Source organism: Bryocella sp., from assembly GCF_058498515.1.
On sequence record NZ_JBMHYI010000042.1, the window covers coordinates 68,409 to 88,143 of the forward strand.

17 protein-coding genes are annotated in these 19,735 nt (G+C 64.0%); 11 read left to right on the plus strand and 6 right to left on the minus strand.

The annotated features are described in order from the left end of the window. The first annotated feature begins 78 nt into the window (after positions 1-78). The 3 genes from tadA (at position 79) to AC5E6W_RS12080 (ending at position 1,892) form a co-directional block, all read left to right on the plus strand. On the plus strand, positions 79-663 hold the full coding sequence (gene tadA, locus AC5E6W_RS12070) for a tRNA adenosine(34) deaminase TadA (RefSeq protein WP_491752551.1): 585 nt from the start codon (positions 79-81) through the stop codon (positions 661-663). Then, positions 614-997 carry a DUF3175 domain-containing protein gene (locus tag AC5E6W_RS12075; protein ID WP_491752552.1) on the plus strand — a complete coding sequence of 128 codons (384 nt, stop codon included), beginning with the start codon at positions 614-616 and terminating at the stop codon, positions 995-997. The genes tadA and AC5E6W_RS12075 overlap by 50 nt, the downstream gene beginning before the upstream one ends. A 121-nt stretch (positions 998-1,118) precedes the next feature. After that, on the plus strand, positions 1,119-1,892 hold the full coding sequence (locus AC5E6W_RS12080) for an SDR family NAD(P)-dependent oxidoreductase (RefSeq protein WP_491752553.1): 774 nt from the start codon (positions 1,119-1,121) through the stop codon (positions 1,890-1,892). Between the two features lie 96 nt (positions 1,893-1,988). Here the strand turns inward: AC5E6W_RS12080 and purB are convergent, their stop codons facing one another. Then, complete coding sequence (gene purB / locus AC5E6W_RS12085) at positions 1,989-3,314, minus strand: adenylosuccinate lyase (protein WP_491752554.1); 1,326 nt, start codon at positions 3,312-3,314, stop codon at positions 1,989-1,991. Between the two features lie 265 nt (positions 3,315-3,579). Here purB and AC5E6W_RS12090 point away from each other — a divergent pair, with 265 nt between their 5' ends. Then, positions 3,580-4,041 (plus strand): MarR family winged helix-turn-helix transcriptional regulator, encoded by a 462-nt coding sequence (locus AC5E6W_RS12090; RefSeq protein ID WP_491752555.1) that lies wholly within the window; start codon positions 3,580-3,582, stop codon positions 4,039-4,041. A gap of 171 nt (positions 4,042-4,212) precedes the next feature. Here AC5E6W_RS12090 and AC5E6W_RS12095 read toward each other — a convergent pair whose 3' ends face one another. Beyond that, on the minus strand, positions 4,213-4,470 hold the full coding sequence (locus tag AC5E6W_RS12095; protein WP_491752556.1) for a glutaredoxin family protein: 258 nt from the start codon (positions 4,468-4,470) through the stop codon (positions 4,213-4,215). Positions 4,471-4,532: 62 nt separating this feature from the next. Next, positions 4,533-5,723 (minus strand): hypothetical protein, encoded by a 1,191-nt coding sequence (locus AC5E6W_RS12100; protein ID WP_491752557.1) that lies wholly within the window; start codon positions 5,721-5,723, stop codon positions 4,533-4,535. A gap of 215 nt (positions 5,724-5,938) precedes the next feature. Here AC5E6W_RS12100 and AC5E6W_RS12105 point away from each other — a divergent pair, with 215 nt between their 5' ends. Then, positions 5,939-6,562 carry a UbiX family flavin prenyltransferase gene (locus tag AC5E6W_RS12105; protein WP_491752558.1) on the plus strand — a complete coding sequence of 208 codons (624 nt, stop codon included), beginning with the start codon at positions 5,939-5,941 and terminating at the stop codon, positions 6,560-6,562. A 128-nt stretch (positions 6,563-6,690) separates the two neighbouring features. On the opposite strand, the gene AC5E6W_RS12110 is transcribed toward AC5E6W_RS12105, so the two are convergent. The 3 genes from AC5E6W_RS12110 to AC5E6W_RS12120 form a co-directional block, all read right to left on the minus strand. Continuing rightward, positions 6,691-7,659: an alpha/beta fold hydrolase gene (locus tag AC5E6W_RS12110; RefSeq protein ID WP_491752559.1), complete on the minus strand. Its 969-nt coding sequence runs from the start codon at positions 7,657-7,659 to the stop codon at positions 6,691-6,693. A 98-nt stretch (positions 7,660-7,757) separates the two neighbouring features. Further along, positions 7,758-8,405 carry a nitroreductase family protein gene (locus tag AC5E6W_RS12115; protein WP_491752560.1) on the minus strand — a complete coding sequence of 216 codons (648 nt, stop codon included), beginning with the start codon at positions 8,403-8,405 and terminating at the stop codon, positions 7,758-7,760. 270 nt (positions 8,406-8,675) lie between these two features. Then, a complete protein-coding gene (locus AC5E6W_RS12120; protein ID WP_491752561.1) occupies positions 8,676-9,752 on the minus strand; it encodes a hypothetical protein in 1,077 nt (358 codons plus the stop codon). A 264-nt stretch (positions 9,753-10,016) separates the two neighbouring features. Between AC5E6W_RS12120 and AC5E6W_RS12125 the strand changes: the two genes are divergently transcribed. The 6 genes from AC5E6W_RS12125 (at position 10,017) to AC5E6W_RS12150 (ending at position 19,680) form a co-directional block, all read left to right on the plus strand. Beyond that, the gene (locus AC5E6W_RS12125) at positions 10,017-10,943 is read left to right on the plus strand and encodes a hypothetical protein (protein WP_491752562.1); all 927 of its coding nucleotides are present in this window, start codon (positions 10,017-10,019) and stop codon (positions 10,941-10,943) included. 528 nt (positions 10,944-11,471) lie between these two features. Further along, positions 11,472-14,678, plus strand: coding sequence for an excinuclease ABC subunit UvrA (gene uvrA / locus AC5E6W_RS12130; RefSeq protein ID WP_491752563.1), 3,207 nt, complete (start codon positions 11,472-11,474; stop codon positions 14,676-14,678). A 103-nt stretch (positions 14,679-14,781) separates the two neighbouring features. Next, a complete protein-coding gene (locus AC5E6W_RS12135) occupies positions 14,782-15,672 on the plus strand; it encodes a CPBP family intramembrane glutamic endopeptidase (RefSeq protein ID WP_491752564.1) in 891 nt (296 codons plus the stop codon). Positions 15,673-16,248: 576 nt separating this feature from the next. Further along, positions 16,249-17,292 (plus strand): S-methyl-5-thioribose-1-phosphate isomerase, encoded by a 1,044-nt coding sequence (mtnA, locus tag AC5E6W_RS12140; RefSeq protein ID WP_491752565.1) that lies wholly within the window; start codon positions 16,249-16,251, stop codon positions 17,290-17,292. A 154-nt stretch (positions 17,293-17,446) separates the two neighbouring features. Beyond that, a complete protein-coding gene (locus tag AC5E6W_RS12145; RefSeq protein ID WP_491752566.1) occupies positions 17,447-19,315 on the plus strand; it encodes a VWA domain-containing protein in 1,869 nt (622 codons plus the stop codon). Between the two features lie 71 nt (positions 19,316-19,386). Then, complete coding sequence (locus AC5E6W_RS12150) at positions 19,387-19,680, plus strand: permease (RefSeq protein WP_491752567.1); 294 nt, start codon at positions 19,387-19,389, stop codon at positions 19,678-19,680. The last annotated feature ends 55 nt before the right edge of the window (positions 19,681-19,735 follow it).

The window sequence follows — 19,735 nt, forward strand, 5'->3', positions numbered from 1 at the left end:
ACAGTGCAGAAGGAGCTCCGCTTGGCGCGGGGCTCTTCTGTTTAAGCCTCCATCCCCCTCCAAGCTATCCTTGTCTCCATGAGCCTCACCGACCTCGACTACATGCAGATGGCCATCGACCAGGCCCATGCTGCCGAGGCCGAAGGCGAGGTTCCCGTCGGCGCCATCGTAGTCTCTGCGACCGGCGAAGTGATCGGCCGCGGCAACAACTCCGTGCTCCGCTCCAACGATCCCGCCGCGCATGCGGAGATCGTCGCTATGCGCGAGGCCGGCCGCGCACTCAACAACTACCGCCTGCTCGGCTGCACGCTCTACGTCACGCTCGAGCCGTGCGCGATGTGTGCCGGCGCAATCCTTCACGCGCGCCTCACACGCCTCGTCTACTCTGCTCGTGACCCCAAGGCCGGAGCCTGCGGTTCGGTCCTCAGCGTGATGAATCACGAAGCCCTCAATCACCGCGTTGAGGTCAGCGAAGGCCTGCTCACCGAGACCACCTCCCCTTTGCTCAGCGAGTTCTTCCGTCGCAAACGAGCATCATGGTCCACACGCCTTAACACGTCCCCGCCCGAGGCTGCATCTCACACCGTGGAGCACCGTTCCCAGGAGGCAGGCCATGGCGACGAAGAAAGCAACGAAGAAGTCGGCAAAGAAAGCCCCAACTAAAAAGTCTGTCGCGAAGAAGTCTGTCGCAAAAAAGTCCGCGAAGAAAAGCGCAACTCCCGCTTCGCGCCGCTGGTCCGCGAAGGTCACCTCGGACTCCACGCATCCCTCTGCGGGCCTCTTCAAGAAGAGCCCGGGGGCAATCGCCGACGAGATGCTGAAACCGAGCGTTTCGCCAAACGGCCCCGGTCAGGCAATGCAGATGCTCAGCTTCTACGAAAACCGCGCAGGCAAGAATCTGCCCGCAGAGCGCAAGCAGGCCCTCGATAAGGCAAAGAACATCGTGCGCAAGCGCGAAGACGCGAGTTCCACGAAGGACACCAGGAAGAAGCGTTAGAAGTCTTAGCACGGACGGCAGGTCACGGCTTCAGCCGTGACGAAAGCCCGTAGGGTTCGAAGCGGCTTCTGCCGCTCAGGCCATCCCATCCGGGATAACACAACGCAAGGAAGAGGGAACCATGGCAGGTCGTCTTGAAGGCAAGGTCGCGGTGGTCACTGGTTCGGGCTCCGGCATCGGTCAGGCCATCGCGGAGCGTCTCGCGCAGGAAGGCGCAGACTGCGTCGTCGACTATCGCGATCATCCGGAAGAAGCGCAGGCCACCGTAGACAAGATCCATGCGGCTGGTGGCAAGGCCGTCATGGTCCAGGCGGACGTCTCGATCCTCGCCGACTGCGACAACCTCATCGAACAAGCATGGCAGCAGCTCGGCTCCTGCGACATCCTCGTGAACAACGCCGGCATTGAGAAACGCGCCGACTTCTGGGACGTCACCGAGGCCGACTACGACGCCGTGCTCAACGTAAACCTTAAGGGCGTCTTCTTCCTTACGCAGGCATTCGTGCGCAGGCTGCGCAACGCCAACAAGCCCGGTCGCGTCCTCAATATGTCCTCGGTCCACGAGGACATGGTCTTCCCCCACTTCTCCACCTACTGCGCGTCGAAGGGTGCTCTGCGCATGCTCATGCGCGACCTCGCCATGGAGCTAGGCTCGCTCAACATCACGGTGAACAACATCGCGCCCGGAGCCATCTCCACGCCCATCAACACGGCGCTCCTCAACGATCCCTCCAAGCTCAATCCCCTGCTCGCAAACATCCCCCTGGGGCGCCTCGGCAAGCCCGAAGAAGTCGCAGCACTCGCCGCATTCCTCGCGTCCGACGAAGCCGCCTACGTCACCGGATCCACTTACGTGATGGATGGCGGCCTGATGCGGAATTACAAAGAACAGTGAACTACAAAGAACAGTGAGCTACGGCGTTCAATGTTAGGTATTCGGTGTTAGGAGAAATCGACCCAACATTCAACATCGAACACCCAATCACTTGCTCTACCCTGCCGCGAGCGTTCTCTCGAAGATCGCATCCACATTACGCAGCTGCCGCGTGTAGTCGAACGCATTCGCAATCTGTTCCGGCGTCAGCGTCGCAGTCACCGTGGGATTGCTCTCCATGCGCTCGCGGAAGGTCTTCGCGCCCGGCTCATCGACCTCCTGCCACGCCTCCATCGCCTGCGACTGCACCAGCTTGTACGCGTCCTCGCGAGATAGCCCAGCGGCCGCGAGCTCCAGCAGCAGCTGCCCGGAGAACACCAGCCCGCCCGTGCCCTCGAGGTTCTTCAGCATTCGCTTCGGATACACCAGCAGCTTCGCGATCATGTTGTCGGTCTTATGCAACAGGTAGTCCGTCAGCGTGGTCGAGTCAGGAATGACCACGCGCTCCGCCGAGCTATGCGAGATATCGCGTTCGTGCCACAGCGCCACATTCTCAAAGCCCACCTGCGCGTTGCCCCGCACCACGCGCGCCAGGCCCGAGATCTGCTCCGCCGTGATGGGGTTGCGCTTGTGCGGCATCGCGCTCGAGCCCTTCTGCTTGGGCGAGAAGAACTCCTCGGCCTCGCGCACTTCCGTCCGCTGCAAATGCCGGACCTCCGTCGCGATCTTGTCCAGCGTCGAGCAGATCACCGCCAGCGTCGCCAGGTACGCCGCATGGCGATCCCGCTGCAGCACCTGCGTCGCAACCAGCGCCGGCTCCAGACCGAGATTCTTCAGGATCGCAACCTCGTGCTGTGGCTCAAGGTGCCCGAACGTTCCCACCGCCCCCGAAAGCTTACCCACGCGGAGATCTTCGGACGCCAGATCGAAGCGCTTGAGATTGCGGCCCATCTCGGCGTACCACAGCAGCAGCTTCAGCCCGAAGGTCGTGGGCTCGGCATGCACGCCATGCGTGCGCCCGATCGTCGGCGTGTGCTTGAACTCGATCGCCCTTGTTCGCAACGTCTCGCGGAACCCGACCAGGCCGCGCCGAATGATCGCCGAAGCCTCCACCAGCGTCAGCGCCTGCGCCGTATCCACCACATCCGTCGAGGTCAGTCCGAAGTGCAGCCAGCGCGCCGAGTCCGACCCGGCCGCCTTCACATGCTCCGCCACGCACGTCGTAAAGGACAGCACGTCGTGACGAAGGTCATTCTCCAACTCGTGGATTCTCGGTATAGTGAACGCCGCATGCTGCCGCAGTTCTTTGGCGGCCTGAGCCGGGACAAGGCCGGCCTCCGCCAGCACATCCGTCGCAGCCAGCTCGACGCGTAACCAGTTGGCAAATCGGGTCTGTTCGGACCACAGGGCGGCCATCTCTGGCCGTGTGTAACGGGGAATCATACTTCCAGTGTAACGGGAGGCCTGCCGGGGGATGACCCAATTCCGCCCCGCGGAGCTCCCGGATGTGCAGGCTCGGGACGCTCCGAACCCCCGGGATGCAGGAATGGGATTGCAAATATCGAAAGAAGTTGGACTTTTGTGTTCGGGGCTGATATGAACGAGGGAACGATTACGAATTAGCGCGCTATAAAGTTTCAACTCGAAGCAGATTTTTTGCTTTGGATTGATGCGTCGCGCTCTCTGAGGAGACGAGGCTACATTTTCCATGGATACCAACCACAGCAACGGGACCTATCTCAGCCGGTTGCGCACCTTAGCGGAATTCCGCTTTCAACTCCGTAAATTCCTCAGCTTCAGCGAGATCGCCAGCGAACGGGTTGGCATCGCCGCTCAGCAATATCAACTCATGCAGGTCATCGCCTCGATGCCCGAAGGACAAAAAGCCTCCATCGGGTATCTCGCGGAGCGAATGATCCTCCGGCACAACAGCATGGTGGAACTCGTCGATCGCGCCGAGCGCAAGGGCCTGGTTCGCCGCGAACACGACGAAAAGGACCTCCGCCGGTCGCTGGTCCTACTTACAGCCCAGGGCGAAGAGATCCTCCAGCGCCTCGTCCTCGAACACCTCAAGGAGCTTGCACCGCGCAGCGAGGCCCTCCGGCTGGCGCTTGAGGAGCTGTCCCAGGCCAGTGAACTCTCGACTGGCAGCGAGTCACAAGCAAACTAAGGTCGGCCAGCGTCCGACGGGTGCGTCTCCCCCGCGGGCAGCAGGACCTTCCCCACCGTCCGCACGGCCCGCGCAAAGCGGTCACGAACGATACGCGGCGGTTCCCCACATACAGTCAAAGGCGCGGTCAGCCTGCGTGCTCTTCAGCGATCTGCAAACCGACTGCAAGAGCTAGCGGTGCTCGACGCCGAAAAGCTGCGCCATCTCCGCATGGAGGAAGCCCTGCCCGGGCCGGTAGGGCTGCACCCATCTGCCATCGATGACGAACTGCGGAATCGCCCGTTTCCCTGTCGCCGCAATCACCGCGTCCGCCGCACCAGGCTCTCGCTCGATGTCGATCTCGCGGTACGGGATCTCGTGCTTGTTGAGAAAGCGCTTCGCCTCGCGGCAATCACGGCACCAGTCGGCCGAATAGAGCAGAAGTTCCATGCGCGTATTGTCGCATTGGCCAGGGCCACACGAGAAGCGCTCGCGCCGCGCCGGTCCGCGACCTACGGCTGAATCACCTTCCGCAGCTGTTCCGACCCCAGGACCGGCGTCAGCTCCGCCGAAGGCTGGGCTACCAGCTCCACCCGTGGCATCGGGGGAGGCGTCGCCAGCGGCAGCCCGGCCAGCGACTCAGGCAACATCAACGGCCGCCGCAGCAAGGCGTCCTGCTCGGGCCCGCCCGCCGGTGCGACCGCCGCGGGCATGATCTTCGCCTCGGCCTCGAGCAGGCCCACATCCATCGTCGGAGCATGCTTCGGCATCTCGAATCGCCCGCCGCCGACGTACGCCACCAGCATCAATCCCGCGGTGATCGGCGAGACCAGCACGATCGGCACGCCATAGTGCCGCACCAGCGCCTCGCTCACCCCCTCGTTAGCATGGCTGCGCGGCAACGATCCTAGCACCTGCGGGATCTTGAACACCTCGAACTCCACCTCAGGATGTTGCGCGGCATACTTCGTCAGCTGCTTGGCCACCGCCTTGGGAGACGTCACGCCAAAGTCCGCGACAAAGTTCCGGCGAATCGCACCCGGATAAAAGCGGTTGATCGTGACGCGCGCAAAATCCGCGCAGTTGGCAAACGCCCCGTTGTAGCGCTCGACGTTCCTGCGGTCGTTGAACATCGCAATCAGGCCCGCATCCTGTTCAGGAGTGCTCTTCACGCTGAAGCCATAGATCGCCCGGTCATACGCCGATCCAGCCAGCTCATACCAGTTCCCTGCCGGAGCTCTGCCATCGGCAAGATCCGGAGCCACCGACTCCAGGTGCGCCCGCCTGTATTGATCGCGCAGCGCCACTTCGTGCTGACGGTCCATCGCCACAGGAATCTCATCCGCCGAGTCGACAGCATAGAGATAGCCCATCAGTGGAATCGCCACCCAGTCCAGGTGCTGGATGCCGTCATAGCGGCTGATCACGACGCCCAGTTCATCCGGCGCGCAAGGTCGAAGCTTCACCGGGGTCGCTGCACAGACGTGGTCAAGATAAATGGCCGAATGCCCGCCCGGATCGAACGTCCCGAGATGACCGTAAGGCTGCTCCACCAGCAGCGCAACGGAGGCCTGCGATCCCACGGCCACCAGTTGGAACGCGATCGCAAGCGCGGCAGTTGTCCATCCCCTGCCCCAGCTGCGTTGATGCCGGCCGTCCCGCCCCGGCTCCTGGTTCCGGCAAGCCTGTCGTCGTCCAGTCACTCCTGTTCTCCCTGAGCCTCGAAGTTCGACCACAGACGCTGCGAGCCCGGCAGGACGCTCGTCTCCGTTCCTCTCGTCGCCACCACTTGAACGGGTAGGACGCAATCCGCGGCCTCGTTGTGCCATGAAAGACCGCACTTTCATTTAAACAAAAGCCGCCGGTAAAGTCGCGCGGGGTAGTGCAAAGCGCGCAGGCCGGTGCAAAGATAGAGTGGATGGAATCTGAAGATAGCCCGCGGAAGCAGGGGCAAACGATTGTTGTGCTTGCCTTTACCGGCGCCAGCGGAGCCATCCTGGCGACCGAAGCCCTGCGTGCATTGGATGCAGATCCCCGCGTGGCGCGTGTGCACCTCGTCGCCTCGCCCTCCGCGCTGCGCGTACTGGCAGAAGAGACAGGAATCTCCGCCCGCCACGAACTCGCCGAGAAGCTCCTCGGCCACCCCAGCCAGAAGATCATCCAGCACGCGCACGAGGACGTCGGCGCGGCCATCGCCTCCGGCTCCTACCCCGTCGACGCCATGATCGTGATTCCCTGCTCCATGGGAACGCTCGCCGGCATCGCCCACGGCCTCGCGTCAAACCTCATTGAGCGCGCCGCCGACGTCTGCCTCAAGGAGCGCCGCCGCCTGGTGCTCTGCGTCCGCGAGACGCCCCTGAACCTCATCCACCTTCGCAACATGACCGCCGTCACCGAAGCCGGAGCGACGATCTTCCCCGTGATCCCAGCCTTCTACTCCAGGCCCCAGTCCATGGACGAAATGGTCCGCACCTACGTGCAGCGAGTCCTCGCCCATATCGGCCTCGAACAGCCCGGAGCGTATGTGTGGGGGAAAGAGTAGACGTTCTCCGTTGTCAGTTGTCCGAGCATGCCGTGACTCGCAGCTCCAGTCCCTCAACCCACGACTCGATGTCCGTTCCGTTTTCTCTTCTTCCCATGTAGAACGGACAACGTAGAACGTACCCCGCTCTACCTATTCATCGCCGCCAGCGTCCGCACGCCACCGCTCGGCGCGGGGTTGGACTTCAGGAAGTCCGCCGTCGCCTGCGCCACCCGGCCCGAGCACGTCTTGGGCGCAAGATGCCCACAGCCCTCGACGATATCCAGCTCCGAGTGCGGGTCGAGCGTGTGCATCTTCTGCCCCACCGAGAGCGGCAGCATCGCATCGCCACTTCCCCACACGATCAGCAACGGATTCTGAAGCTGCGGCAGCTGCGCATCCACCAGGTCTCGGCCCGTATTCATCGACGCCACGCCCTTGTCGACAACCCACTGCTGCTCGCCCAGCACGCGCAGCGCATCCTTGGCCACGAACGTCGGCAGCGGCTTCGCCGAAGGCTCCAGCAGCGAAGCCAACCTGCGCATGCCGTCGACATCGTTCGGATGAAACGCATCGCTCGGAACCGTAACATCCGGCCGCACACCCGCAGAGTCGTACACCACCACGCGGTCCACCATGTCGGGATGATCCGTCGCCAGCTTCAGCACCACCCAACCGCCCATCGACCACCCGCCGATGTCCGGCTTCTGCAGTCCCAGCGCCTGGATAAAGTCTGCAACAAACTTCTCCTGCGTTGCGATCGAGTAGTCCGAGTCGCCCGGCTTGGGCGAGCGCCCATAGCCCAGCAGATCCGGGGCATACACATGAAACCCCGCACGCTTCAGCCGGCGCAGCATCGGGGCCCAGCTCTCATCGCGGTCGGCCAGCCCATGCACCAGCACCAGTGGAATGCCATGCTCCGGAGCAAAGCGCGGCTCGGCATCGTAGTAGTGCACGCGGCCTTCCGGCGTCATCACGTAATCGCTCTGCACGCGGGAGAGGAACAGCTCGAAGTGCGTCACCTGCCGAAGCACCCACAAGGGGCGCGCATAGAACGCAATGCCCACCACGATCGCAAGCAGGAAAACCCCCAACAGCAGCCGGCCGATTCGTTGCATCTCAATCCTCTCGCTTGCTGTCTAGGATGCCAGCCTCTGCACCGGCTATGCACAAAAATTCGATACAGCAACACACCACAGTCCCATGCGGAACGAAGTTACTTCAGCGGCTTGCCATACTCCTCGCCAAAGACCGTGTGCGCCATGTCGAAGCGGCCGCCGTTGTACTTGTCCGGCCCCCTGTGCTTTCCAATCCCCAGCAGCGCGACCACGTGGTAGCTCATGGGCAGGCGCAGCGTCTCGCACACCTTCTGCTCCTCGAAGCCTTCCATCGGCGCCGTGTCGTAGCCCATCACCTCGGCCATCAGCATCATCGCAGTGACGGCGATCATCACGTGCTTGTTCAGCCACCCATCCATCTGGTCGGGATTGAAGCTGGAGAGATACGCTGGCACGGTCTCTTCGGCCTGCGCCGCATAGCTCTCGCTCATGCCGCCGGCGCGGCCCATGCGCAGCACCTCGTCGAGGTCCTTACGCCAGCCATCGCGGTCGCCGCACGCGACGATTACCGCGGAAGCCTCTTCCACCTTGGCCTGGTTGTAGCTGGCAGCACGCAGACGTTTGCGCTGCTCCGGATGCTGCACCACGATCAAGCGCCAGGGCTGCATGTTGTAGCCGCTCGGCATCGAGAGGCCCGCGTCGAGAATCTGGCGCAGGTCCCCGGCAGGGATCGGCTCTCCATCGAAGCTCGGCGTCGCTCGGCGGTCGCGTATCGCCTGAGCGAGTGATTTCAGTGTGGTACCCATCGGCCCTAGTGTCTCACCTTAGACAGCTTTGGGGGGAGCCGCGGAGGCGGTTCCCTTCCCGCATCAACAGACGGTGAAGACGCCCCAGGCGACGACAGCCCGCAACGCAGATCTAGGTTGCATCGACATAGTCTCCACCTCCCAAGATGTGTCATTTCGACCGGAGCGGGACAGTTTCATCGTCCCGCGTAGTGGAGAAACCTGCTTCTTCGCCAACGCCCGCAGATGGGATGCCCCTCGAGTTGGCTACGCTTTTCTGTCGGTACAGGCCTAGGGAATCTGGCTGAGCGGAATCTCGGTCGCAAAGGGCGGCTGGTCGACCACGTCGGCAAAGACAAAGACCGTGTCGATCCCCGTACGAAGCTCCTTGTGAGCGTCCAGCAGCGTTTGTGCCGCGTCCAGGTTACGTGCCCGGGCCGCAGCCGGATCGGCCAGCGGCTGCGCACGATAGTGCAGCGCCAGCCGCAGCTTCGAGCCATCCTCCGAGCTGTCCGGCCCGATCGACGTGAACGCCACCGACTCGCCCTTGGCATCCTTCATCACCAGCGGGGTCTGAGCGCTGATGCCATCCGCAAGCTCCGGCGGCATGGCCTCGCGCTGCTCTGTGCGCAGCTTATCCAGGTGGGTGGTGTCGATAAACGGCGCCGGAGCCAGCAGCGAATCCGCCTCCGCATAGAGCAGCCACGCCCGCCACAGCTGCTTGGCCTTCGCCGCCTCGCGCGCCGCGCTCCAGTACGAAAGCCCATCGCGTCCCGCAACCGATCGCGCATGCGTATACAGCCCTGCCAGCTTCCAGGCGCTGCCCTGCTGCTCCAGCAGCAGACTCACCAGCCATGGCCGCGGGCCCGTCGCTTCGATCATCGCAAAGCCATACGTCCCCGCCGGCAGCGTACTGAACGTAAAATCCGTCTCCGAAGCCGTCGCCGCCAGCGGGCAGGAGAAGTCCACCTCTCCACCACCGCTCACCTTGGAGGCGTCCAGCAGGTAGATCTGCGTCACCGCCAGCGAGTCCGCGGCAATCTTCTCCGAGGTCGTCCGCAGCAGGTAGGCTGTCTGCGCAAAGTTTCCCGCCAGCGCCGCCCCCGACTCCGCCTGGATCTTCGATCCGTTATTCGCCTTGATGTCCAGCGCAATGGCCAGCGCCTGATCCGCCAGCGAAGAGCGCACATCGTCCGCCATCTTCGCCTGCGTGGTGCAGGTCTGGGCCGCCGCCGGGAGCATTCCCAGCACCACCGCACCCACCACAATCTTCGCGACCCGCAACGTTCCCCTCACAGCCTTACCCTCGAATCCCATCTGACCTACCCGACTCGCCTCATCGTCCCGCATCCAGACCTCGCGCGTCATGCCGCGCATATCCAGGAAATCTCGCAACGAAACCTCGTAACAAATCTCCGTTTTGTCAGGGCGGGACTTCAGTCCCGCCATAAAGCTGCAATCACCATGCGGCTTTAGCCGCTGAGGCAAGGCTCGGCCTTCATCAGAAGGCCCTCACAGGCCAGCATACGAAGCAAGCATCACGGCGTCCAGCCACTCCTACATATAGACACCCAACGATCGCCCGAACGCTGTAGGCTACCTTCAGGCCCCGGCCCACGTCCCACACTTCAGATGCCAGCCCACCGCCAGCACGCCACGCTCTCCACGACGTTTCTGTTGACGCCGGCAATGCTGCTGACCATGGCCACGGCGGCGCTCCACGCCCAGCTTCCAGCCACGCCGCCCACCGCGCTACAGCCGACGGCCACTGCGCCGCTGTCCGCCACCACCAGCGGCACCCAGGACACTCGCCCACGCCGTGCGCAGGTGAACTACGCGGCCGGCCAGCTCGACATCCGCGCTGAAAACTCCTCCCTCAACGACATCCTCTACGAGATCTCGGTCGCCACAGGCATGAAGATCCACGGCGGCGTCAGCGATCAGCGGGTCTTCGGCCACTATGGCCCCGCCGCTACCTCTGACGTCCTCGCGACGCTCCTCGACGGCACCGGCACCAACATGCTGCTCAAGGAAGACGACAGCCTCGGTCCTGTCGAGCTGGTGCTGACGCCGCGCACCGGCGGGGTTTCGCCGCCCAGTCCCTCTACTCCCAGCTATTCCTCAGACTCGGACACTGCCCCGCCATCGCGCATCGATTCCCCCGCGCTCCGTCGCGGAGGTCCCCGCATGCCTCCGGAGCAGCAACAGCGGCCCGGCAGCACGAACAATGACTCCGGAGTCCCTGCTGGTAATCCTCCGCTGAACAACCCCCTCGGCAGCCCTGACAACACTACCAACACCGTCTCGACCATGCCCACCACCAACTCGGTGCCGGCGGATTCGCTGCCCACCCCCACCACAACGACCGAGACGCAGCAGGGCATCGTGGACTCGCCGAACCCGCCGCCCTCCAGCACCACCACCACCGCGACCTCGCCCAACGGTGTTGAGACGCCGGACCAGATCTATCAGCAGCTGCTCAAGCTACAACAGCAGCAGAACGGCTCGGGGTCCACCACGACGACACCCCCGCCCACAACGACAACGCCGCCCCAGTAGGGCGGCGCAAGATACTTCGACATTTCCAAACTTCAGCGGAACCACGGCCACGGGTCGAGATCGCCCCGTGCGAGGCGTTGCGCCAACGATCCAGCTAGTTTCCGATGACGACGCTCGTGGATCCCGTAGACGCGGTCTGCATACGCTCGCGCGCAGCCGAGATCGAATGCCAGCGGAACACGCGGAACAAACCAAGGCAAAGCGCGTAGGCGAACAACACACCAATCGCCAGGGAAACAGCGATCGCACACGACAGCATCAACGTAACCATCAACAAAACTCCTGGTAGGGCCCAAGCCACGCCGCCGATTTACGACTCACAATAGCCCGTAGGATGCGGCGCAACCTCAGATAGTGTGCCCGAATCGCGCAGGAAAATGGCATCAGACGTGTAAAACTCTGTTGCTTTCCCCGGTTCCCGTCCCAATGCTGCGTTCCCCTCGCGAAACGGCCGTCGGCCCGCTCCGCACAGTCCCCGCCCGAAAGCTTGTATCCTAGAGTCTTGGCCACTTCGGCCCTGATTCCCGCATGAGCCTGACCCACATCCACGTCCGCGGCGCCCGCCAGCACAATCTGCGCGACGTCTCCGTCTCCATCCCGCGCAACACGCTGACCGTCGTCACCGGCCTCTCCGGCTCCGGCAAGAGTTCGCTCGCCTTCGACACCATCTACGCCGAAGGCCAGCGCCGCTACGTCGAAACCCTCTCCGCCTACGCTCGCCAGTTCCTCGACCAGATGGAGCGCCCCGACGTCGACTCCATCGACGGCCTCTCGCCTGCCATCTCCATCGAGCAGAAGACCACCTCGCGTTCGCCGCGCTCCACCGTCGGCACCATCACCGAGATCTACGACTACCTTCGCCTGCTCTGGGCCTCGGTCGGCCAGCCCCACTGCCCCAACTGCCACCGTCCCATTTCGCGACAGTCCGCCGACCAGATCGTCGCACAGGTCGTCGCCCGCGCCATCCTCCATGAGCAATCCGGAGCGCCGCAGGAGCGCGTCACCGTACTCGCCCCGGTAGTCCGCGGTCGCAAGGGCGAGTTCCGCGAAGAGCTCGAAGCCCTCGACAAGAAGGGCTACCGCGTCCGCATCGACGGCGAGATCACCGAGATCGAAGAAGGCATGCGCCTCGAAAAGCGCAAGAACCATACCCTCGAAGCCGTAGTCGATCGCATCATCCTGAAGGCCCTGCCCGCTGACGAAGCAGTCAAGGGCCAGGGGCCAAGAGCCAAGGGTCAAGGAATCGAAGCGGAGAGCAACTCCCTTGGCACTGATCCCTTGGCCCTTGGCCCTGTCTTCGACACCCGCCGCCTGCAAGCCGCCATCGCCACTGCCCTCCAGCTCGCCAACGGCCTCGTACTCATCGGCTCCCAGGTCCCCGGCGGCGGCTACGAGGAAACCCTCTACAGCTCCTCCATGGCCTGCCCCGACTGCGGCATCAACGTGCCCAAGCTCGAGCCCCGCAGCTTCAGCTTCAACTCCACTTACGGCGCCTGCCCCGAGTGCCACGGCCTCGGCTCCATCTACGACTTCGACCCCGCCAAGACCATCACCGACTGGTCCAAGCCTCTGCTCGATGGCGCCATGGGTCCTGGCTCCGCCTCGCAGTATCTGCACCGCCTCATCAAGCTCGCCGCCGACCGCTACAAGATCAACCTCAAGCTCCCCTTCCAGGACCTGTCCAAGGAGCATCAGCACCTCCTGCTCTACGGCCCTCCCCGCGGCGAGACCGCCCGCACCGGCTTCCACGGCATCTTCGCCTGGCTCCGCTCCACCCTCGAAGACACCAAGTCCGACGGCTATCGCGACTACATGATGCAGTACATGTCCGCGTCCGAGTGCCCCGTCTGCCACGGCGCGCGCCTTCGCCCCGAGTCGCTCGCCGTGACGATCCCGCTCGCCGACTCCCTCGAGCACGCGCCCACCGCCGTCGAGGACAAGGACACCGAGCCCCTCGGAGCCTCCAACGCGCGCCGCGACTTCTCCATCGCCGACTTCACCGGCCTCTCGCTCGCTCGCGCCCTGCGCGGAGCGCAGTCCATGCACTTCGTCGGCCGCGACAAGCTCATCGCCGACCGCCTACAGCGCGAGGTCATCGAGCGTCTCGAGTTCCTCAACGCCGTCGGCCTCGGCTATCTATCTCTCTCGCGCTCAGCGGCAACACTCTCCGGCGGCGAAGGCCAGCGCATTAGGCTAGCCACTCAAATAGGTTCTCGATTAAGAGGCGTCCTCTACGTCCTCGACGAGCCCTCCATCGGCCTCCATCAACGCGACAACCAGCGCCTCATCTCCGCGCTCAAGGACCTCCGCGACCTCGGCAACACCGTCCTCGTCGTCGAGCACGACGAAGACACCATGCGCGCCGCCGACTACCTCCTCGACCTCGGTCCCGGCGCAGGCAAACACGGGGGCGAGCTCATCGCCTCCGGCACACCCGCCGAGGTGATGGCGAACCCCGACTCCGTCACCGGCAAGTACCTCTCCGGCGAGATCGACATCGTCACCCGCCCCACTCCCGACAAAGCCCCGCGCCCCCTCACCGGCCGCTGGCTCTCCGTCGAACGCGCTCGCTCGCACAACCTCCAGGACATCACCGCCCACTTCCCGCTCGGCGTCATGACCGTCGTCACCGGCGTCTCCGGCTCCGGCAAGAGCACCCTCGTCAACGACATCCTCTACCGCGCCCTCGCCAAGGAACTCTACGGCTCGCGCGAAGAGCCCGGCGAGCACAAGGCCATCCACGGCGCCGACCAGCTCGACAAGGTCATCCAGATCGACCAGTCGCCCATCGGACGCACCCCGCGCTCGAATCCCGCAACCTACACCGGCGTCTTCACCGCCATCCGCGACCTCTTCGCCATGCTGCCCGAATCGCGCGAACGCGGCTACAAGCCCGGCCGCTTCAGCTTCAACGTCCAGGGCGGCCGCTGCGAAGCCTGCCAGGGCGACGGCCAGCGCCGCATCGAGATGAACTTCCTCCCCGACGTCTACGTCGAGTGTGAGGTCTGCAACGGCCGCCGCTACAACACCGAAACCCTCGGCGTGAAGTTCAACGGCTACTCCATCGCCGACATCCTCGACCTGCCCATCGAAGACGCTCTGCCCGTCCTCAAGGACATCCCCGCCGTCGCGATCAAGCTCCAGACCCTCGTCGATGTTGGCCTCGGATACGTGCACCTCGGCCAGTCCGCCACCACGCTCTCCGGCGGCGAAGCCCAGCGCATGAAGCTCGCCCGCGAGCTCTCCAAGCGCCAGACCGGACGCACCCTCTACGTCCTCGATGAGCCCACCACCGGCCTCCACTTCGACGACGTCCGCAAGCTCCTCGAAGTCCTGCACCGCCTCACTGACCTCGGCAACACCGTGCTCATCATCGAGCACAACCTCGACATCATCCGCAACGCCGACTTCCTCATCGACATGGGCCCCGAAGGCGGCGAAGGCGGAGGCCGCATCATCGCCCAGGGCGCGCCCGAACTCGTCGCCCAGGTAGCCGAGTCCCACACCGGCCAATTCCTCGCCCGCTACTACGACGCCGCCGGCCCGCAGCTCGCGCAGCTTCCCCCACCCGCCGACCTTCCCGACCTCGAGAAGAAAGCCCCCAAGCCCAAGTTCATCAAGCCCGAAAAGAAGATGGGCGTTCCCAAGGCCTCCAAGGAAAAGCCCGCCGAAGGCCCCGTCGCGAAGAAGAAGTCCGCCACAAAGAAGGCCGCAAAGAAGGCTGCGCGCACTTAAATCAAAGGTCGCACGCACCTGAATCGGAGTCAGCGCGTCTCTTCACCCTCCCACCTTCGTTTGCTTCCGTTCCTTCGCACCGGGATGCGATCATAGCGAGGACATGAGCGATCTTCCGTTGCCTAAGCCGGTCCGCGCAGACCAGGTGCTTGACGTGCAGCACGACACCGACCCGGCGCAGGATCACGGCCTCGCCAGGCGTATTCCCCATCTCGGCCACGCCCTGCTCTTTCTGGCGCTCACGATCGCCTGCTTCACCGGCATCGCCATCCTGCTCTTTATCGCCTTCCGCCGCACGGTAATGGCCGACTACCAGGAGCGGCTTTACATCAGTGGCGCCAGCCAGCTGCTGGGCTACGTCGTGGCGCTCGCCATCTCCTTTCCGCTCTTTCCCCTGTTGTGGCGCCGGAGCTTCCTCGACGGCATCCACTGGACCTGGCGTCAGGCCCAGCTGCACTGGTGGAAGCTTCTGCTCCTGGGCTTCGCGCTGAGCGGCCTCGCCCAGCTCGGCGAACATCTCCCCTTCGTCAAGCTGCCCAAAGAGACCGAGATCCTCAGCCTCTTCCGCAATCCCCTCGCGGCCTGGGTCACCACCATCTTCGGCAGCCTCTTCGTGCCGGTCTACGAAGAAATCGGCTTCCGTGGCTTCCTTCTCCCCGCTCTCGCCACCGCCTATGACTGGCTCAGCCTGGAGCGCACTCCCGCCGCGGTTCAGCGCTGGCAGCAGACCACCGAGATCACCCGTGGCGCGTGGATCTTCTCCACGCTCGTCACCAGCGCCCTGTTCGTCTCCATCCACGGGCCCCAGCTCCACTGGTCCGTCGGAGCCCTCATCGTGCTCCTCATCCCCTCACTGGTCTTCTGCTACGTGCGCGTACGCTACCGCTCCGTCGCCGCAGCCGGCCTGGTCCACGTCGCCTACGACTCCCTGATCTTCCTCGAGATCTGCATCTCCACCGGCGCCTTCCGTCACCTCGAGCGCCTCGGGAGCTAGCCATTCCCCGGACGGTAACGCCGTCCGCGTGGCCACGTTCCGCGAAACAGGTCTAACTGGCAGTCTTCCCGAATTTGAACTATCGGGTCACGAGATCCCGGACCGTCGTAAGATACTCGTCCCGGCTGCTTCACGGGGTGGTGGAACATGTTATTCCTATCGCAAAGAAGATAGCGCACACTGTTTCCAGCAGCTCACCGGGAACTTTAGAAACGAAAAGCAAATAAGTGCTGCCGATGGCAGTCACTGTCGCCGTGCGCCGCTTCCTTGGGCTCCCGCGTTCATCGCGACATCACACAAGCGCATCCACGCCCGCCCGGATGCAGGTCGAGATCGCAACATCAACTTCTCAGGACTCCACCATGCCAGCGCGTTCGCTCAAGTGTCCCAGTTGCGAGTCAGGTGACATCGCTCGTTCTCGACGTAAGTTTTACGAAAAGCCCCTGTTCTGGCTGAAGCCGTATCGCTGCCACGCCTGCCTCCGTCGATTCCTGCTAATCGTCTCCCTGTAGCCGTCGAGCTCGAAGTCGCGGCTCCTGCCCAGCCACGCCTCGCTCCACGTACAATGGAAGCGGCATGATTCCTACGCTTGAATGGACGTCTGAAGGCGTCCGCTTCCTCGACCAGACTAAACTCCCCCTCGAAGAGACCTACGTTCTCGCGACCGACTACAAGCAGGTGGCCACCGTCATCCGCGACATGATCGTGCGTGGCGCGATGGCGATCGGCGTCTCCGCCGCCATGGGCGTAGCCCTCGGCATCGATCGCTCCACCGCCACGACGCTCCCCGATCTCACATCCGAAGTCGACGAGGTCTGCCGCACCCTGGCTGAGACTCGCCCCACGGCCGTGAATCTCTTCTGGGGCATCGCGCAGGTGCGCAACCTCTACACCTCGCTTGCCGCCAGCAACACACCCATCCCTGCCATCAAGGCCGAGTGCGTTGCCCTCGCTCAGCAGCTCTACGACGAGGACATCGCCAATCTGAAGATCCTCGGCGCGAACGGCGCGGCCCTGCTTCCCGACGAAGCCACCGTGCTCACCCACTGCAACGCCGGCGCGCTCGCCGCCTGCGGTTACGGCTCCGCCCTCGGCGTCATCCGCGCCGCCGTCGAGGCCGGCAAAAAGATCGACGTCTTCGCCGACGAGACCCGCCCCTTCAACCAGGGCGCACGCCTCACTGCGTGGGAGCTCGTCCACGACGGCATCCCCACCACCCTCATCTGCGACAACATGGCCGGCTACTTCATGGGCAAGGGCCGCATCCACGCCGTCATCGTCGGCGCGGACCGCATCGCGGCCAACGGCGACGCCGCCAACAAGATCGGCACCTACTCCGTCGCGATCCTCGCCAAGGAGCACGGCGTCCCGTTCTACGTCGCCGCCCCCTTCAACACCATCGACCCCGACACCGCCCACGGCGACATGATCCCCATCGAGCAGCGCGCCGCCACCGAGGTCACCCACTTCCAGGGCAAGCAGGTCACCCCCAACGGCGTCCGCATCGAGAACCCCGCCTTCGACGTCACGCCAGCGAAATACATCACCGGCATCATCACCGAGCGCGGCGTCCTGCGCGCACCGTACAGCGACTCCATCGCCGCCGCCGCCCAGCAGTAGCCCGCCTCACAGCCGACGAAAGACAACCGGAGATTCCTGCAGCACGTTGTATGCTGCAGGAATCATCCCGCCGTTGCTGTCACCTTATCGGCTCGAGGCTGCTGCCCGTATGCTCTCCGTCCTGCGGCTCCATTCCTTGCATCGCCCTCTATCCTTGGGCTGCGCGCTTCTGTTTGCGCTTTGCACCCACGCTCAGACCGCGCCGGCCCAGCAGGAACCTCCACCAGGAACGACGATCCTCCACACCGGCACCCAGCTGGTCATCGTCGATGTCGGCGTCGCAGACCGCAACGGCAACCCCATCCACGGTCTCAAGCAGAGCGATCTGGTCCTCACCGAAGACAAGACCCCGCAACAGGTTCGCCACTTCGAGGAGCATCGCGCCGACGATCACCCCACCGGCCCCGCCCTGCCGCCCATGCCGCCGGGCATGTTCACCAACTACACCGCCGTCCCGCCCGACTCCACCCTGAATGTCCTCTTCATCGACACTCTCAACACGCCGATGAATGACCAGTCGTTTCTACGCAATCAACTCGCCGAGTTCGTGAAGAAGGCCAAGCCCGGCACCCACATGGCCATCTTCGGCATGAGCTCCCGCCTCTACCTCCTGCAGGGTTTCACCTCCGACCCCGAAACCCTCAAGGACGCCGTCGAGCACAAGCTCACCCCTCGCGCCTCTTCGTTGCTCGACGACCCCGTCGGCACCAACGGCGATACTCCCAACGTCGCCGACACCGCCGCGGATGCCGACGCGCCCGCGGAAGTCGTGGCCAGCCTCCAGCAGTTCGAAGCCGAGCGCCAGAGCTTCCAGACGCAGATGCGCGTCCGCTACACACTCGATTCCTTCAACGCCCTCGCCCACTACCTCAGCGGTTTCCCCGGCCGCAAGAATCTCATCTGGTTTTCAGGATCGTTCCCGCTATCGCTCTCTCCCGATCCTTCCATCAATAATCCCTTCGCCGTCATGGCGGATATGGAAGAGGAGTTCCGCGAGACCACCAACCTGCTCACCCGCGCCCAGGTCGCCGTCTTCCCCGTCGATGCCCGCGGCCTGATGGTCCTGCCCGCTCTCAGCGCCGCCAACAGCGGCTCGAAGTACGTGAAGAACCCCGCAGCCTTCTCCGCCGACGTCCAGAAGTTCTCGCAGAGCCAGGCCGACGAGCACTCCACCATGGGCCAGATGGCCGAAGCCACCGGCGGCCAGGCCTACTACAACACCAACGGCCTCGCCGACGCCACCGCCAGGGCCATCGACTCCGGCTCCAACTACTACACCCTCACCTACAGCCCGGCTAACCACAATTGGAATGGAGGCTATCGCAACATCAAGGTGAGCCTCAGCGACGCGGCGAAGCAGCAGGGCCTCACGCTTACCTACCGCCGCGGTTACTATGCCGTGGACCCCAACAGCGCGAAGAAGCCCGACCAGGCGGCATCGCTCAGCGAGGCAGCCGCCGCAGCGCCCGGCTCAGCCTCCAACTACGCCCGTCTGGCCATGCAGCGCGGTGCGCCCACACCCAACGACATCCTCATCAAGCTCCGCGTCGTACCCGTCTCCGACAAACCCGACGACACGCTCGCGCCCGGCAACGTGCTCAATCCCACCAAGCCCTTGAAGCCACCCTTCCGCCGCTATCAGGTCGACCTCGTCGCACTCACCGGGGACTTCAGCTTCACCAAGAACCCTGACAACACCCTCAGCGACAGCATCGAGGTCAAGATCGATCTCTACGACGCCGATGGCAACCTGCTCAACGTCGCCGGCCAGACCGCGCAGATCAAGCTCGGGGCCGACAAGTTCAAGCAGCTCATGCAGAGCGGCATCCAGTACCACTCACAGATCAGCACCCCGGCCAAGGGTGAAACCTTCCTCCGCATCGGCGTGCATGACCTCGCCACCAATCACTTCGGCGTGGTCGAGATCCCCACCTCCCGCATCAACCGGCTACCGCCCCTTGATGCCGCAAAACCCCCTGCCCCTGCAGCCTCATCCGATAAGCCCGCGCCCGCAAAGCCGTAACAAGACCGCACACGGACGCTGCCCGCAAGCATCCCGGGCCAGCCGGCCTCATCCAACCACTGAGGCTCCCGTTGCGGTCGATCCACTTCCATCTTCGTTACAGATCGCTGCTTCGCGGCAACATACTGGTCGGCCTCAGCCTCGTCTCCACCGTGCTCCTCTCCCATGCTGCGGAGATGCGTCCCACGCTCTGGCTCATCCCTCCACTGCTCCTCAGTATGTGGGGCACCGCCGAGACCGCACGCTGCCTCCAGAAGCGTTGGAGCTGGTACCACGGCGGCGTGCTTCTGCTGCTCTACGCCGACCTCATGGTCGCTGTGCTCATCGCCTTCTTCCTCATCTATCCCTGGTTCGTCTCCATGTAAACTGCGCGATAGTCGGAGTACCTCGCCGCAGCCTGTCAGGCTGCATGGGATGTTG

What these genes read in the sequence shown, in the direction of transcription:
- tadA (WP_491752551.1), top strand. Translation starts at nt 79, where the DNA reads ATGAGCCTCACCGACCTCGACTACATGCAGATGGCCATCGACCAGGCC.
- AC5E6W_RS12075 (WP_491752552.1), top strand. Translation starts at nt 614, where the DNA reads ATGGCGACGAAGAAAGCAACGAAGAAGTCGGCAAAGAAAGCCCCAACT.
- AC5E6W_RS12080 (WP_491752553.1), top strand. Translation starts at nt 1,119, where the DNA reads ATGGCAGGTCGTCTTGAAGGCAAGGTCGCGGTGGTCACTGGTTCGGGC.
- purB (WP_491752554.1), bottom strand. Translation starts at nt 3,314, where the DNA reads ATGATTCCCCGTTACACACGGCCAGAGATGGCCGCCCTGTGGTCCGAA.
- AC5E6W_RS12090 (WP_491752555.1), top strand. Translation starts at nt 3,580, where the DNA reads ATGGATACCAACCACAGCAACGGGACCTATCTCAGCCGGTTGCGCACC.
- AC5E6W_RS12095 (WP_491752556.1), bottom strand. Translation starts at nt 4,470, where the DNA reads ATGGAACTTCTGCTCTATTCGGCCGACTGGTGCCGTGATTGCCGCGAG.
- AC5E6W_RS12105 (WP_491752558.1), top strand. Translation starts at nt 5,939, where the DNA reads ATGGAATCTGAAGATAGCCCGCGGAAGCAGGGGCAAACGATTGTTGTG.
- AC5E6W_RS12110 (WP_491752559.1), bottom strand. Translation starts at nt 7,659, where the DNA reads ATGCAACGAATCGGCCGGCTGCTGTTGGGGGTTTTCCTGCTTGCGATC.
- AC5E6W_RS12115 (WP_491752560.1), bottom strand. Translation starts at nt 8,405, where the DNA reads ATGGGTACCACACTGAAATCACTCGCTCAGGCGATACGCGACCGCCGA.
- AC5E6W_RS12120 (WP_491752561.1), bottom strand. Translation starts at nt 9,752, where the DNA reads ATGACGCGCGAGGTCTGGATGCGGGACGATGAGGCGAGTCGGGTAGGT.
- AC5E6W_RS12125 (WP_491752562.1), top strand. Translation starts at nt 10,017, where the DNA reads ATGCCAGCCCACCGCCAGCACGCCACGCTCTCCACGACGTTTCTGTTG.
- uvrA (WP_491752563.1), top strand. Translation starts at nt 11,472, where the DNA reads ATGAGCCTGACCCACATCCACGTCCGCGGCGCCCGCCAGCACAATCTG.
- AC5E6W_RS12135 (WP_491752564.1), top strand. Translation starts at nt 14,782, where the DNA reads ATGAGCGATCTTCCGTTGCCTAAGCCGGTCCGCGCAGACCAGGTGCTT.
- mtnA (WP_491752565.1), top strand. Translation starts at nt 16,249, where the DNA reads ATGATTCCTACGCTTGAATGGACGTCTGAAGGCGTCCGCTTCCTCGAC.